This is a genomic window from Monashia sp. HAY1-5C (genome assembly GCF_056755255.1).
On sequence record NZ_JBPGXG010000002.1, the window covers coordinates 65112 to 79712 of the forward strand.

Below are 14601 nucleotides of genomic sequence, written 5' to 3' on the forward strand. Positions count from 1 at the left end.
TGCCCGGGCTCCGCTGCATCTGCTCAGATGGCGGCATGACAGCGTTGTCTGACCACCGGACAGTCACTCGCCCCACCATGGCGGACGTGGCGGCCGAGGCGCACGTCTCGGTCAAGACGGTGTCACGCGTCGTCAACCACGAGCCCGGGGTACGGCCGGACACCGCCGAGCGCGTCCGCGCCGTCATCGAACGGCTCGGCTTCCGACGCCACGACGGCGCGCGTCTCATCCGCCAGGGGCGCACCTTCACCATCGGGCTCGTCGTCGAGGACCTCGCCAACCCGTTCTACTCGCTGGTCGGGGCCGCCGTGGAGCGTGAGGCGCGGATCCGCCAGCACCAGCTCATCACCGCCTCGGCCGAGGGCTCGCCGAGCCGCGAGCGCGCCGCCCTGGAGGCCCTCATCGCCCGACGCGTCGACGGCATCGTCGTCGTGCCGGCGAGCGAGGCGGCCTCGGCCGACCCCGAGATCGACGCGAGCGGCACCCCCATCGTCTACATGGACCGCCCCGTCCGCGGCACCCCGCGCGACACCGTCCTCAGCGACAACCAGGGCGGCGTCCGCAGCGCCATCGAGCACCTCGTCGCCCACGGGCACCGGCACATCGCCTTCCTCGGCGACGACCCGGGCTTCTGGACCGCCCGCCAGCGTCGCGAGTCCTTCGTCGCCACGCAGGAGGCGCTCGGCCTGCCCGGTCCCGCGCGCGTCGTCATGGGCCCCCACTCGGTGGCGTCCGTCCGCGATGTCCTGACGCGGTGGAGTGCGGGCCCGGAGCCGATCACCGCGCTCATCACCGGCAACAACCGCATCACCCTCGCGGCACTCTTCGCGGTCCGGGACCTGCACGCCGACCTCTCGCTCGTCGGCTACGACGACTTCGAGCTCGCCGAGCTCATCGACCCGCCCGTGACGGTGGTCCACCAGGACCCGGCCGCCATGGGCCAGAAGGCGGCCCAGCAGCTGTTCGCCCGGCTGCTCGGCGACGAGTCCCCACCGCAGACCGTCGTCATGCCGACGCGTCTGATCGTCCGCGCGTCCGGCGTCCGCCGCGACGGCAACCGAGGAACCCACCGATGACCACCACCCAGCACCTCCGGCCGAGGCACCTGCCCGTCAACACGCCGCACCGGTTCTACCGCGGCGGCGAGCGCATCCTCGCCTTCCGTCGTCTCCCCGTGCCCGACGGCTTCGACGGCCACCGCCCGGAGGACTGGCTGGCCTCGACGACGCGCCTGTTCGCCGAGGGTGGCGGCGGCGTCACGCGGCTCGACGACGGCGCCGACCTGCCGAGCCTGCTCGAGGCCGATCCGCAGGAGTGGCTCGGCGCGGGGCACGTCGCGGCGTACGGCGTCGTGCCCGGCCTGCTGACCAAGCTGCTCGACAGCGGGGAGCGCCTGCCGGTCCACTCGCACCCGGACCGCGCCTTCGCCAAGGCCCACCTGCACTGCGACAACGGCAAGACCGAGGCCTGGATCGTCCTCGACGCCGAGCCCGGGGCCCGCGTGTGGCTCGGGTTCCGCGACGAGGTCTCCCCCGAGCGGCTCGCCGAGCTCGTCGAGGCCCAGGACGAGCAGCTGCTGGCCGCCCTCAACCCGCTCGAGGTGCGCCGCGGCGACGCGATCCTCGTGCCCGCGGGGCAGCCGCACGTCATCGGCGAGGGGGTCCTCGTCCTCGAGCTGCAGGAACCCACCGACCTGTCGGTCATGCTCGAGCACGAACGCTTCGGCCTCGAGGAGGAGCACGCCTTCCTCGGCCTCGAGCGCGGGCTCGCGCTGCAGAGCGTCGACCGGGGGCCCCTGGGCCCCGAGGCCCTCGCCGGCCTGCGACGACGGTGGTCCGACGTGGCCGGCGCCGGCGGCGCGCTCCCCGAGCAGGCCGACACCTTCTTCCGGGCGCAGGTCGTCCGGCCGACCGGCTCCGAGCCGGTCACCGTCGAGGCGGCGTTCGCCGTCACCGTCGTCGTCGACGGCCACGGGACCCTCGTGACCGGCGCCGACGACGGCGGCGGCGCATCGATGGACATCAGCAGGGGAGATGTCCTCCTCGTCCCCCACGGCACGGGCCGCGTCCGCGTCGAGGGTGACGTCACCGTCATCCGGTGCATGCCGCCGGACGGCACTCCCGCCGCCTGACCGCGGCACCACAACGGGCCGGACCCGGAGGGGGCACCGGCAACGTACCGAGCGTCCGGACCACCAACCGGTCGGGGCGTCGGAACCAACAAGGAGGATCAATGCGCAACAGGGCTGTTGCAGCCGTCGCGATGGCGGGGGTCATGGCCGTCGCCCTCGCCGCCTGCGGGTCGGGCGCGACGAACGACACCGGCGGCGCCGGGTCCGGCGGTGGCGGCGCGAGCACGTCGCTCGCGACCAAGGCCGGCGGTGCCGGAGGTGACGTCGGCGTGTTCACGTGGTGGGCGGCCGGCTCGGAGAAGAAGGGCCTCGACGCGCTCGAGGCGCTCTTCAAGGAGAAGTACCCCAACGACAAGTTCGTCAACCTGGCCGTCGCCGGTGGCGCGGGCTCGAACGCGAAGGCCAAGCTCGCGTCCGACCTGCAGAACAACCAGCCGCCGGACTCGTTCCAGGGCCACGCCGGCGCCGAGCTGGCCGACTACATCGACGCCGACCAGATCGAGCCGGTCAACGACGTCATCACGGCGCTCGGTGGCGAGTCGGTCTTCCCGAAGAACCTGCTCGACCGGCTCACTGTCGACGGCAAGATCTACTCCGTGCCCTCGAACATCCACCGGGCCAACGTCGTGTGGGCCAACGTCGCGGTGCTGAAGAAGGCCGGCGTCAACCAGCCGCCGAAGGACATCAAGTCCTGGATCGCCGACATGGACAAGGTCAAGGCCTCGGGCGTCTCGACGCCGCTGTCGGTCTCGGGCACGTGGACCCAGGTCCAGCTGTTCGAGAACGTCCTCATCGCCGACCTCGGCGCGGACAAGTACAACGGCCTGTTCACCGGCGACACCAAGTGGGACTCGGCGGAGGTCAAGGCGGCAGCGGCCGACTACAAGAAGCTGCTGACGTACACGAACACGGCCTCCGACGGTGACGACTGGCCGGTCGCCACCGACATGGTCATCGACGGCAAGGCCGCCTACAACGTCATGGGCGACTGGGCCGTGGCGGAGTTCGCGGACAAGGGCAAGAAGCAGGACCAGGACTGGACGTGGTTCCCGACCCCGGGAACCGACGGCGTCTTCGACTTCCTCGCCGACTCCTTCACGCTCCCCAAGGGCGCGAAGAACCCCGGCGGCACGAAGGACTGGCTCATGCTCATCGGCTCGGCCGAGGGCCAGAAGGCCTTCAACCTGGCCAAGGGCTCGATCCCGGCGCGCACCGACGTGCCCAAGGACGGCTTCCCGCCGTACCAGCAGGCCGCGATGGACGCCTTCAAGTCCAACACCATCGTCTCGTCGATCGCGCACGGCGCCGCCGTGTCGCTCGCGTGGAACGCGGACATCAGCACCGCGATCAGCAAGTTCTACGGGAGCCGGGACGACGCGACCCTCGTGAGCGACCTGGCGGCCGCCGCGAAGAAGAACCTCGGCTGACGCCGCACCCGTGCTCGTCGCCGGTGCGGCCGGCGCGGGTCGCCCTCCCCTCGGGGCGGGTGCCCGCGCCGGCCGGCCGGCCACCTCCAGCGCCCCACCCTTCCCAGCAAGGACCTTCCATGCGCAAGACCAAGGACTGGCTGCCGGGGTTCCTCCTCGTGCTGCCGTCGATCATCCTCGTCGGGGTCTTCGTCTACTGGCTCATCGGTCGCAACGTCGCGACGTCGCTGGACCGGACGGTGACCCGAGCCAGCAAGCGCGTCACCAACCCGGGTGGCCTCGAGAACTACTCGAAGCTGCTCGGCAGTGACGACTACAAGCACGCCCTGTTCAACCTGCTCGTCCTGACCGTCGTCTTCGTCGCCGGCACCATGCTCTTCGGCCTCCTGTGGGCCGTGCTCCTCGAGAAGGGTGTGCGCGCCGAGGGCATCTTCCGGTCGGTGTACCTGCTGCCGATGGCGATCTCGTTCATCGCGGCCGGCGTCGTGTGGCGCTGGCTGCTCTCGCCCGGCAAGGGCGACCAGGCCGTGGGCCTCAACCAGCTGCTCGCGATGCTCGGGCTCGAACGGTTCCAGAGCGCGTGGTGGCAGTCCTCCAGCGCGTTCTCGATGGCGGCGATGGCGATCCCGGCCATCTGGCAGCTGTCCGGGTACGTCATGGCCCTGTTCCTCGCCGGCTTCCGCGGCATCAGCGAGGACCAGCGCGAGGCCGCCCGCATCGACGGCGCCAGCGAGTGGAAGCTCTACCGCCACGTGCTGTTCCCGCAGCTGTCGCCGATCGCGCTGTCGGCGCTCATCATCATCGGCCACATGTCGATGAAGATGTTCGACCTCATCTACGCCATCGCGGGCCAGAACTCGTACAAGGCCTCGGTGCCGGCCACGATGATGTGGACCCAGATGTTCCAGCAGAACAACCCGACCGCCGCCGCGGTCAACGCCACGATCCTGCTGCTGCTCGTCGCCGTCGTCGTCGTGCCCTACCTCATCTACACGAACAAGACGGAGAAGGAGACGCGGGGATGACCGCCACGACGAACGAGATCGCGCCGGCCCCTCCCGGCGCACGCGGTGGCACCGTCGGTGAACCCATCCCGTCACGACGCTCGACGGGCCGGGCGCCCGGGACCGAGGGCACGGCGTGGGGGCGGACCGTCCGCTACGGCCTGCTGCTGCTGTTCCTCATCGCGATCCTGCTGCCGCTGTACGTGCTGCTCGTCACGAGCTTCAAGCGCAGCGCGGACGTCACGGCCAGCCAGGCGTGGTCGCTGCCGACGACCCTGTCGGTCGAGGGCTGGTCCTCGGCGTGGGCGGCCCTGTCGCCGCCGCTGTTCCGCTCCGTCATCCTCGCCGTGTCGGTCGCCGTGCTGTCCTCGGCCCTCGGCTCGGTCAACGGGTTCGTCTTCTCCAAGTGGCGCTTCCCGGGTGCGACCGTCGTCTTCACGCTGTTCCTGTTCGGGATGTTCATCCCCTACCAGGCGGTCATGATCCCGCTGCAGGGCATGCTCCTCGACGTGCAGGCCACGCCGGGCTTCTCCTGGTTCGACGGCATCGCCAAGCTCATCGCCGTCCACGTCATCTTCGGCATCCCGATCTGCACGCTCATCTTCCGCAACTACTACGCGACGGCCCTGCCGAGCGAGATCCTCGAGGCGGCCAAGGTCGACGGCGCGGGCCTGTTCCGCACGTTCTTCTCGGTCGTCCTGCCGATCTCGGTGCCCGGCTTCGTCGTGACGATGATCTGGCAGTTCACCTCGGCGTGGAACGACTTCCTCTTCGCGCTGTTCCTCACCAACCGCAACAACGGCCCGGTGACCTACGCGCTCAACGAGCTCGCCGGTGGCCAGAACCCGAGCTACCCGCAGATCATGGCCGGCGTGCTCCTCGCGTCGCTGCCCACCCTGCTCGTCTACATCCTGCTCGGCCGGTACTTCATCGGCGGCCTCATGAGCGGCTCGGTCAAGTAGGAGCACCACCGTCCCCCGACCCGGCGAGAACGGCGCGGCCCCCGAGGGGACCGCGCCGTTCGACGTCCGTAACGGGCGTGCCCGGCGTGCCGCGTGCGCGTCAGTCCTTGGTGCGGCGGGCGTAGGCGCGGATCGCGAGGGGCGCGACGACGGCCGTGATGAGCAGTGACCACCCGACCGAAACGACGACGGCGTGCTGCAGGGGCCACGACGCGCTCGGCGGCGCCGGCGGGACGTTGCCCCACAGCTCGCGCATCGCCTGCACGAGCGAGCTGATCGGGTTCCACTCGGCCACCGAGCGAAGCCACGGCACCATCGCCTCGGTCGGGGCGAAGGTGTTGGCCAGGAACGTGATCGGGAACATCGTCGTGAACATGAGACCGTTGACGGCCTCGACCGAGCGCATCGCCGAGCCGACGAGGATGCCGATCCAGATCATCGAGAACCCGAAGAGCAGCAGCAGCGCGAAGGCGAGCACGGCGTGCCCCACCCCGTCGCGGATGCGCCAGCCGATGACGAGCCCCGTCATCGACATGACGAAGATGCCGATGCTCGAGTGGATGATGCCGTAGACGCTGCGCCCGACGAGCACCGAGGCGCGTGAGATCGGCAGCGACCGGAACCGGTCGATGATGCCCTTCTCGAGGTCCATGTTGAGGCCGTTGGCGACGATGAACGAGGAGAAGGCCATCGTCTGCGCCATGATCCCGGGCAGCAGCCACTCGCGGTAGGACCCGCTGTCGGTGCGGATCGAGCCGCCGAAGACGAACGCGAACAGCACGACGAACATGATCGGCTGGATCGTGACGTCGGTGAGCATCTCGGGCTGGCGCCTCGTGTGCTTGAGGTTGCGCCAGACCATCATCCGGACCTGGTGCGCGAGGCCGGGCGGATGCAGCCGCGGCACGGCCGCCCGGGAGGGCAGGGTCGTCGTCGTGGTGGTGGACGACTGGGTCACAGCGGTTCCCCCTTCTCGGCGGTCGGGCCGCCGTCGGCGTCGGCATCGGCGTCGGCGTCCTGCTCGGCGCGATGGCCGGTGAGGCGCAGGAAGACGTCGTCGAGGCTCGGGCGCTTGAGACCGAGGTCGTCGAGGACGATCTGGCTGCGGTCGAACAGGGCCGCGACCCGCGTCATGTCGGCCAGGCCCTCGGCCGGTGCCGTGAGCTGCCGCGCGGCGGCGTCGACGTGCACCTCGCTGACGTGCGAGGCGAGCAGGGCGCGTGCCTCCTCGAGCTGGTCGGCGTGCGACACGGTCAGGACGATGGCCGCCTGGCCGGACTGGTCCTTGAGCTCGAGCGGCGTGCCCTCGGCGATGACGCGGCCGTGGTCGATGACCACGATGCGGTCGGCGAGCTGGTCGGCCTCCTCGAGGTACTGGGTGGTGAGCAGCAGCGTCGTGCCGTCGGCGACGAGGCCGCGCAGGACCTCCCACAGCTCGACGCGGCTGCGCGGGTCGAGGCCGGTCGTGGGCTCGTCCAGGAAGAGCACCGGCGGCGCGGCGATGAGGCTGACGGCGAGGTCGAGGCGGCGTCGCATGCCGCCGCTGTACTCCTTGACGACCTTGTCGCCGGCGTCGGAGAGCGAGAACCGCTCGAGCAGCTCGTCGGACAGGCGCCGCACGTCCGGGCGGCCGAGGCCGTAGAGCGAACCGATGAGCCGCAGGTTCTCGCGGCCGGTCAGCATCTCGTCGACGGTGGCGGCCTGGCCGGTCAGGCCCATGCTGCGGCGGACGGCCTCGGGCTCGGTGCGCACGTCGTGGCCGGCGACCCGGGCGGTGCCGCTCGTCGGGGCGGTCAGGGTCGTCATCATGCGGACCGTGGTGGTCTTGCCGGCCCCGTTGGGGCCGAGCAGACCCAGGACGGTGCCCTGCGGAACGGTGAAGGAGACGTCGTCGACGGCGGTCATGTCGTCGAAGCGCTTGACGAGGTGCTCGGCCTCGATGGCCGGAGCCCCGCTGTGGTGGGAGGGGCGAGGTGGACGGTCGGTGTCGGCGAGGGTCATGTGAGGGGCTCCCGAGTGGTTGGTGAGGGGACCGACGGTAGGCCCCGACACCGACAGCCTAGGGCGGGAGTGGACGGCGTCAACATGTTTCCTGCCGACCGCTGCCCACCCCTGCCGACCGCCGTTTCGCCGTAGGCGTACGTCGAGCGCTCGGTCCCGGGCGGCTACGGATGCGACGCTGGCAGCAGGCGTCGCCGCCACGGCACCGACGACAGGAGACCGCGATGACCACACGACCCGGACGACCCGGACGACCCGCACGGCCCGTCGCCGGCGCCCGTCCCAGCGACGCGGCCACCACCGGCCCCGGCCGGCCCCGCCCACGTCGCCGCACGCCCCTGCTGCGCGACGTCTACGGCGGCCTCATCCGCGGCCTGCGCCTCCGGCAGGGTCGGACCCTGGCCGAGGTGGCGGGTGAGGCCGGCATCTCGGTCGCCTACCTCTCCGAGGTCGAGCGCGGCCTCAAGGAACCCTCCTCGGAGGTCCTCGACGCCGTGTGCCGCGCCCTCGGCTCGAGCATCACCCACCTCATCGGGGCGGCGCACCGGCAGCTGCTCGACCTCACCGCCGAGACGACCGTGGCGCCGGTCCTCGACCTCACCAACCGCATCGAGCACCAGCGCGCCGACGCCGCGCCGCTGGCGCCGGCGCGTCCCCCGGCCACCGGCGCCCGGGCCTCGTTCGTCCTCGCGTCCTGAGCCCCCGGCGCGGCCGGCCCGCTCGCCGGTCGGGTCAGCCCGCCGGTGCCAGGCGGGCCTCCTCGGCCCGTTCGACGACGCCGTCGACGAGGCCGAACTCGACGGCCTCGGTCGCGGTGAGCACCTTGTCGCGGTCGGTGTCGACGCGCAGCTGCTCGACGGACCGGCCGGTGTGCCGGCTCAGCACGTCCTCCACCTGCGAGCGGACGCGGAGCAGCTCGTCGGCCTGCAGCGCGAGGTCGCTGACCGTCCCCTGCCCCCCGGCGGAGGGCTGGTGCAGCAGGACCCTCGAGTGCTTGAGGGCGAACCGGCGACCCGGCTCGCCCGCGGCGAGGAGGACGGCCGCCGCCGAGGCGGCCTGGCCGAGGCAGTACGTCGCGACCGGCGTCGGCACGAACTGCATCGTGTCGTAGATGGCCATGAGCGAGGTGAACGAGCCCCCGGGGCTGTTGATGTAGAGCGCGGTCTCGCGCTCGGGGGCGACGTCCGCGAGGTGGAGCAGCTGGGCCATGACGACGTTGGCGACGCCGTCGTCGATCTCGGTGCCCACGAAGATGATCCGCTCCTGGAGCAGCCGGCTGTAGATGTCGAAGCTGCGCTCGCCGGCCGGGGTGCGCTCGACGACGTAGGGGATCGTGTAGCTGCTCATCGCAGGCCCACCTTCCGCTCCACGCCCTGGGGCCGGACGTCGGACAGCGAGGCGACGACGTGGTCGACGATGCCGTACGCGGCGGCCTCCTCGGCGCTGAACCACCGGTCGCGCTCGCTGTCGTGGGTGATCTGCTCGACGCTCTGGCCGGTGTGCTCGGCCTGCAGCTCGTTGACGCGGCGCTTGACGGCCTTGAGGTTGTTGGCCTGCACCTCGACGTCGGCCGCGGTGCCCTGGATGCCGGCCGACGGCTGGTGCATCATGACCCGCGCGTTGGGCAGCGCGAACCGCTTGCCGGGAGTCCCGGCCCCCAGCAGGAACTGCCCCATCGACGCGGCGAACCCGAGGGCGAGGGTGGACACGTCGTTGGGGATCACGCGCATCGTGTCGTAGATCGCCAGGCCGGCCGTGACCGAACCCCCGGGACTGTTGATGTAGAGGCTGATGTCGGCGCGTGGGTCGCGGGCGGACAGGAGCAGGAGCTGGGCCGTGATCCGGTTGGCGATGGGGTCGTCGACCTCCGCCCCGAGGACGATGATCCGCTGGTGGAGCAGCTGCATCGACAGCTGGTCGTCCAGCGCTGCTGGTGCGAGTGTGTCGGTCATGCCACCAGCGTGGGCCCCGTCGCCGCGGACTGCGGCACGACTCTGCCGCAGGCGGATTCGCCTGCGGCAGAGCGGCGCGGTCATCGCACGAGAAACGCGAGCAGCGCCTCGTTGAACTCCTGCGCGTGGCTGGTGTTGAAGCCGTGCGGCGCGTCCGGCACCGCGATGAGGGTCGAGTGCGGGATCGCGGCCGCCGTCCGCCGGCCGGACCCGCCGAACGGGACGGTCGCGTCACGCTCGCCGTGCAGGACGAGCGTCGGCACGGTGACGGCGGCGAGGTCCGGGCGGAAGTCGGTCGTGGCCCAGGCCCGCATCGCCTCGAGGGCGCCGTGCTCGTCCGAGAGCCGGCACTGGTCGAGCGCGGTCCGGAGCACGTCCTCGCCCACGGTGAGCTCGCCGTCGACGGAGAAGAAGCCGGTCATGAACGTCCGGAAGAACGCGTCGCGGTCGCGCTGGTACCCCTCCTCGAGCTCGGCCGCCAGGTCGCGGGTCAGCGGCCCGTCGGGGTTGTCCGGTCCCCGCAGGAGGTAGGGCGTGACGGCGGCGGCGAGGACGACGCTCTGCACGCGCTCGGTCCCGTGGCGCGAGAGGTAGCGAGCCACCTCGCCGCCGCCCATCGAGAACCCGACGAGCGTCACGTCCCGCAGGTCGAGGGCCTCCAGGACGCCGTGGAGGTCGTCGGCGAAGGTGTCGTAGTCGTAGCCATCGCGCGGCTTGTCGCTGCGGCCGAAGCCCCTGCGGTCGTACGCGACGACGCGAAACCCGGCTCCCGTCAGGGCCGGCACCTGCTCGGACCACGAGTCCGCGTCGAGCGGCCAGCCGTGGAGCAGGACGAGGGGTCGGCCGTCGCCGTCGGAGTCCTGCACGTGCAGCCGCGCGTCGCCGGCCGGCCCGGTCCCGGTGACGTCGGTCATGGTGCTCCTTCGGTCCGGACGGGTGCCTCCGACGTGGTTCGTACCCACTCGTGCACCGGAGACGTGGGGCCGCGACCGACGCGACGGTAGGTTTCGGTCCATGGAAGCCGACGTCGTCGTCGTGGGAGCCGGCCTGGCCGGCCTCGTCACCACCGCGGAGCTCGCGAGGGCGGGCAAGCGGGTGGTCCTGGTGGACCAGGAGGGCGAGCAGTCCCTCGGGGGCCAGGCCTTCTGGAGCTTCGGGGGCCTGTTCCTCGTCGACTCGCCGGAGCAACGCCGCCTGGGCATCAAGGACGGCCTCGAGCTCGCGACGCAGGACTGGATGGGGTCGGCCCAGTTCGACCGCGACGAGGACTTCTGGCCGCGCAAGTGGGCCGAGGCGTACCTGCACTTCGCCGCCGGCGAGAAGCGGTCGTGGCTGCACGACCTCGGCCTCCGCCTCTTCCCCGTCGTCGGCTGGGCCGAGCGTGGTGACGGCCGGGCCGAGGGCCACGGCAACTCGGTCCCCCGCTTCCACGTCACGTGGGGCACCGGCCCCGGCGTCGTCGAGCCGTTCGAGCGCGGGGTGCGGGCCGGGGTCGCGGCCGGGCGCGTCACGCTGGCCTTCCGGCACCGCGTCGACGAGCTCGTCGAGTCCGGTGGGGTCGTGTCCGGCGTCCGCGGGGCCGTCCTCGCCCCGGACGACGCGCCGCGCGGGCGGCCGACGAACCGCGACGTCGTCGGCGAGTTCGAGATCACCGCCCAGGCGGTCGTCGTGACGAGCGGGGGCATCGGCGGCGACCACGACCTCGTCCGCAAGGCCTGGCCCGAGCGCCTGGGTGCCCCGCCGCGGCACATGGTGGCCGGCGTCCCGGCGCACGTCGACGGCCGGATGCTCGGCATCACCGAGGCGGCCGGCGGCCGCGTCATCAACCCGGACCGGATGTGGCACTACACCGAGGGCCTGCGCAACTGGGACCCGATCTGGGACGACCACGGCATCCGGGTCCTGCCCGGGCCCTCCTCCCTCTGGCTGGACGCGACCGGTCGACGGTTCCCGGCGCCGTACTTCCCCGGCTTCGACACGCTCGGCACGCTCGGCCACATCATGCGCTCGGGGCACGACTACTCGTGGTTCGTCCTGACCCAGAAGATCATCGAGAAGGAGTTCGCCCTGTCCGGCTCCGAGCAGAACCCCGACCTCACGGGCAAGGACGTCCGTCAGGTGCTCGGACGCGTCCGCGCCGGGGCGCCGGGGCCGGTCGAGGCGTTCAAGCGGCACGGCGAGGACTTCGTCGTGGCCGACACCCTCGGTGAGCTCGTCCGTGGCATGAACGCCCTGACCGGCGAGGACCTCGTCGACGAGGACCGGTTGCGAGCCACCGTCGTCGCCCGCGACAACGAGGTCACCAACGACTTCGGCAAGGACGCCCAGGTCACGGCGATCCGGGGCGCGCGCCGCTACCGCGGCGACCGGCTGATCCGCGTTGCGACGCCGCACCGGATCCTCGACCCGAAGGCGGGCCCGCTCATCGCCGTGCGGCTCAACATCCTGACGCGCAAGACCCTCGGCGGGCTCGAGACCGACCTGGCCGGACGGGTCATGCGCGCCGGCGGGGAGCCGCTTCCCGGCGTCTACGCCGCCGGCGAGGTGGCCGGCTTCGGTGGGGGCGGGATGCACGGGTACAACTCGCTCGAGGGCACGTTCCTCGGGGGCTGCCTCTTCAGCGGGCGCACCGTCGGACGCTCCGTCGCCGCGGCCCTCTGAGCCGCGGACGCCGCTGGCCCAAAGCGACCCCAGCCCTTATCTTTAGCCCGTGAACCCAGTGCAGGCATCTCCCGGCTCGCAGGCCTCACTGCGAGAAGCCAACCGCCTGCGCGTCCTCGAGGCGCTGCGCGACCACGGTGCGATGACGCAGGTCGAGATCGCCGGGTCGACGGGGCTGTCGCCGGCCACCGTCTCGAACATGGTCAAGGAGCTGGACGCCGCGGGGGCCGTCGAGCTGGCCCCGAGCATCCGCAACGGCCGCCGCGCCGTCCTCGTCTCGCTCGCGACCGGCAACACTCTGCTGGCGGGCATCGCCTTCGGCGACCGCGACGTGCGGGTCGCCGTGGCCACCGGACCCCGCGACGTCGTCGGTCGCCAGCGCATGCCGCTGCCGTCGAACCACAAGGCCGACGAGGGCATGGAGCGCGCCTCCCGCCTCCTTGCCGACCTCGTCGAGAAGGCCGGCAAGACGATGCCGGACGTCAGGGCGGTGGGCGTCGGCATCCCGGCGCCCGTCGACAGCGTCACGGGTCAGGTCGGGTCCGAGAGCATCCTGCCGGGGTGGCGCGGCGTCGAGGTCGCGGACGAGATGAGCGGTCGCATCGGGGCGCCCGTGTCGGTCGACAACACGGCCAACCTCGGTGCCCTCGGTGAGCTGAGATGCGGTGCGCTGCAAGGGGTTTCGGACGGCGTGTTCATCAAGCTGTCGTACGGCGTGGGGGCCGGCCTCGTGCTCGGCGGCGATCTTTTCCGCGGGCACGCAGGCACGGCGGGCGAGATCGGCCACCTCACGATCGACGAGAACGGTCCGATCTGCCGGTGCGGCAACCGCGGCTGCCTCGAGACGTTCATCGGGTCGGCGGCGCTCACGGAGGCCCTGGCCGCCTCGCACGGGCGGCTGACCCTGCGCGACCTCGTGGCCCGGGCGATCGACGGCGACCCGGGCTGCCGTCGCGTCCTCGACGACGCCGGTCGGCACCTCGGGGTGGCGGTGGCGGGCCTCGTCAACCTGCTCAACCCTCAGGTCATCGTGCTCGGTGGCCAGCTCTCGGCGGTCGGGAACCTCATCGCCGAGCCGATGCGTCGGGAGGTCGAGCGCAGTGCCATCCCGAGCGCGGCGGCCTCGCTCGAGGTGCGCCGCTCGGAGCTCGACACCGATGCCGACGTCGTCGGCGCCATCGTCGCAGCGGAGACGCTGCTGGCGTCCCGCCAGGGACTCCCGGTCACAATTACGTCCACGCCTTGAATTCAAGGCTTGACGTCAACCGGGTCGCCACGCTGTACTCGTGTCCGGCCGCACCACGGAGGTTGCCGGCGCAAGAACAAGGGAGTTCCACAAGATGCGTGCTCGCTCGACCCGTCTGGCCGGCCTCGTCCTCGCCGCCGGCCTCGGCATCACCTCGCTCGCCGCGTGCGGCGGCTCCGGCAGCGGCTCGAACGCCGGCAGCAGCGGCGGGGCCGCCGGCAGCGGTGGCGGTGGCGGGAAGAAGATCGCCCTGCTGCTGCCCGAGTCCAAGACCACCCGTTACGAGACCTTCGACCGGCCTCTCTTCGAGGCCGCCGTCAAGGCGTCGTGCGCGGACTGCCAGGTCATCTACAGCAACGCCGACCAGGACGCGAGCAAGCAGCAGCAGCAGGCCGAGGCCGCGCTGACGCAGGGCGCCTCGGTCCTCGTGCTCGACCCCGTCGACGGCAAGGCCGCGGCGTCCGTCGTCGCCAGCGCCAAGAGCAGCGGCGTCCCCGTCGTCGCCTACGACCGGTTCATCGACGGCGCCGACTACTACGTCTCGTTCGACAACGAGACCGTCGGCAAGCTGCAGGCCCAGACCCTCGTCGACCTGGTCAAGAAGGGCGGCAAGACCACCGGTGACCTCGTCATGATCAACGGATCGCCGACCGACCCCAACGCCGCCGACTTCAAGAAGGGCGCCCACAGCGTCATCGACGGCAGCGGCTTCAAGGTCGCCGCCGAGTACGACACCCCGGACTGGAGCCCCGACAAGGCCCAGCAGTGGATGGAGGGGCAGATCGCCGCGGTCAAGGGCAGCCTCGTCGGGGTCTACGCGGCCAACGACGGTACCGCCGGCGGCGCCATCGCGGCCCTCAAGGGTGGCGGCGTCAACCCGCTGCCGCCGGTGACCGGCCAGGACTCCGAGCTCGCCGCCATCCAGCGCATCCTGTCCGGCGACCAGGCCATGACGATCTACAAGCCGATCAAGCCCGAGGCCGAGGCCGCCGCCAAGGCCGCCCTCGCCCTGGCCGCCAAGGAGACGCCGGAGAAGTCCGGCGACTTCAAGGGCATCGCGGCCACGATCCTCGACCCGATCGCCGTCACCAAGGACAAGATCAAGGACACCGTCGTCAAGGACGGCATCTACAAGACTGCCGACATCTGCTCGGGCAGCTTCGCCGCCGCCTGCTCGGCTCTGTCTCTTATACACATCTGACGCTGCCGACGACGGA

Annotated in this window: 14 protein-coding genes; 9 read left to right on the forward strand and 5 right to left on the reverse strand. The window is 71.6% G+C overall.

Going from position 1 to position 14601, the window contains the following annotated elements; translation table 11 throughout:
• The first annotated feature begins 77 nt into the window (after positions 1–77).
• The 5 genes from ACR9ZK_RS00695 (at position 78) to ACR9ZK_RS00715 (ending at position 5524) form a co-directional block, all read left to right on the forward strand.
• Complete coding sequence (locus ACR9ZK_RS00695) at positions 78–1076, forward strand: LacI family DNA-binding transcriptional regulator (protein WP_481338964.1); 999 nt, start codon at positions 78–80, stop codon at positions 1074–1076.
• Positions 1073–2131: a class I mannose-6-phosphate isomerase gene (locus ACR9ZK_RS00700; RefSeq protein ID WP_481338966.1), complete on the forward strand. Its 1059-nt coding sequence runs from the start codon at positions 1073–1075 to the stop codon at positions 2129–2131. Before ACR9ZK_RS00695 ends, ACR9ZK_RS00700 begins: the two co-directional genes overlap by 4 nt.
• A 101-nt stretch (positions 2132–2232) precedes the next feature.
• Entirely contained in the window at positions 2233–3558 is a 1326-nt protein-coding gene (locus ACR9ZK_RS00705; protein ID WP_481338968.1) for an ABC transporter substrate-binding protein, read from the forward strand.
• A gap of 119 nt (positions 3559–3677) precedes the next feature.
• Positions 3678–4583, forward strand: coding sequence for a carbohydrate ABC transporter permease (locus ACR9ZK_RS00710; protein WP_481338970.1), 906 nt, complete (start codon positions 3678–3680; stop codon positions 4581–4583).
• Positions 4580–5524: a carbohydrate ABC transporter permease gene (locus ACR9ZK_RS00715; protein WP_481338972.1), complete on the forward strand. Its 945-nt coding sequence runs from the start codon at positions 4580–4582 to the stop codon at positions 5522–5524. Before ACR9ZK_RS00710 ends, ACR9ZK_RS00715 begins: the two co-directional genes overlap by 4 nt.
• A 100-nt stretch (positions 5525–5624) precedes the next feature.
• On the opposite strand, the gene ACR9ZK_RS00720 is transcribed toward ACR9ZK_RS00715, so the two are convergent.
• Positions 5625–6482, reverse strand: coding sequence for an ABC transporter permease (locus tag ACR9ZK_RS00720; protein ID WP_481338974.1), 858 nt, complete (start codon positions 6480–6482; stop codon positions 5625–5627).
• The gene (locus tag ACR9ZK_RS00725) at positions 6479–7525 is read right to left on the reverse strand and encodes an ATP-binding cassette domain-containing protein (protein WP_481338976.1); all 1047 of its coding nucleotides are present in this window, start codon (positions 7523–7525) and stop codon (positions 6479–6481) included. The genes ACR9ZK_RS00720 and ACR9ZK_RS00725 overlap by 4 nt, the downstream gene beginning before the upstream one ends.
• Before the next feature lie 224 nt (positions 7526–7749).
• On the opposite strand from ACR9ZK_RS00725, the gene ACR9ZK_RS00730 reads away from it, so the two are divergent.
• The gene (locus tag ACR9ZK_RS00730; RefSeq protein ID WP_481338978.1) at positions 7750–8223 is read left to right on the forward strand and encodes a helix-turn-helix domain-containing protein; all 474 of its coding nucleotides are present in this window, start codon (positions 7750–7752) and stop codon (positions 8221–8223) included.
• A gap of 34 nt (positions 8224–8257) precedes the next feature.
• Here ACR9ZK_RS00730 and ACR9ZK_RS00735 read toward each other — a convergent pair whose 3' ends face one another.
• From ACR9ZK_RS00735 to ACR9ZK_RS00745, 3 genes are all read right to left on the reverse strand, one after another.
• Entirely contained in the window at positions 8258–8872 is a 615-nt protein-coding gene (locus ACR9ZK_RS00735; protein WP_481338980.1) for a ClpP family protease, read from the reverse strand.
• Positions 8869–9477: an ATP-dependent Clp protease proteolytic subunit gene (locus ACR9ZK_RS00740; protein WP_481338982.1), complete on the reverse strand. Its 609-nt coding sequence runs from the start codon at positions 9475–9477 to the stop codon at positions 8869–8871. The genes ACR9ZK_RS00735 and ACR9ZK_RS00740 overlap by 4 nt, the downstream gene beginning before the upstream one ends.
• An 80-nt stretch (positions 9478–9557) precedes the next feature.
• The gene (locus tag ACR9ZK_RS00745; protein ID WP_481338984.1) at positions 9558–10391 is read right to left on the reverse strand and encodes an alpha/beta fold hydrolase; all 834 of its coding nucleotides are present in this window, start codon (positions 10389–10391) and stop codon (positions 9558–9560) included.
• 100 nt (positions 10392–10491) lie between these two features.
• Between ACR9ZK_RS00745 and ACR9ZK_RS00750 the strand changes: the two genes are divergently transcribed.
• From ACR9ZK_RS00750 to ACR9ZK_RS00760, 3 genes are read left to right on the forward strand one after another with little or no spacing between them, the layout of a single operon-like run.
• Positions 10492–12138, forward strand: a complete 1647-nt coding sequence (locus ACR9ZK_RS00750; protein ID WP_481338986.1) for an FAD-binding dehydrogenase — start codon at positions 10492–10494, stop codon at positions 12136–12138.
• Positions 12139–12187: 49 nt separating this feature from the next.
• Positions 12188–13384 carry an ROK family transcriptional regulator gene (locus tag ACR9ZK_RS00755; protein ID WP_481338988.1) on the forward strand — a complete coding sequence of 399 codons (1197 nt, stop codon included), beginning with the start codon at positions 12188–12190 and terminating at the stop codon, positions 13382–13384.
• Positions 13385–13424: 40 nt separating this feature from the next.
• Positions 13425–14585, forward strand: a complete 1161-nt coding sequence (locus ACR9ZK_RS00760; protein WP_481338990.1) for an ABC transporter substrate-binding protein — start codon at positions 13425–13427, stop codon at positions 14583–14585.
• The last annotated feature ends 16 nt before the right edge of the window (positions 14586–14601 follow it).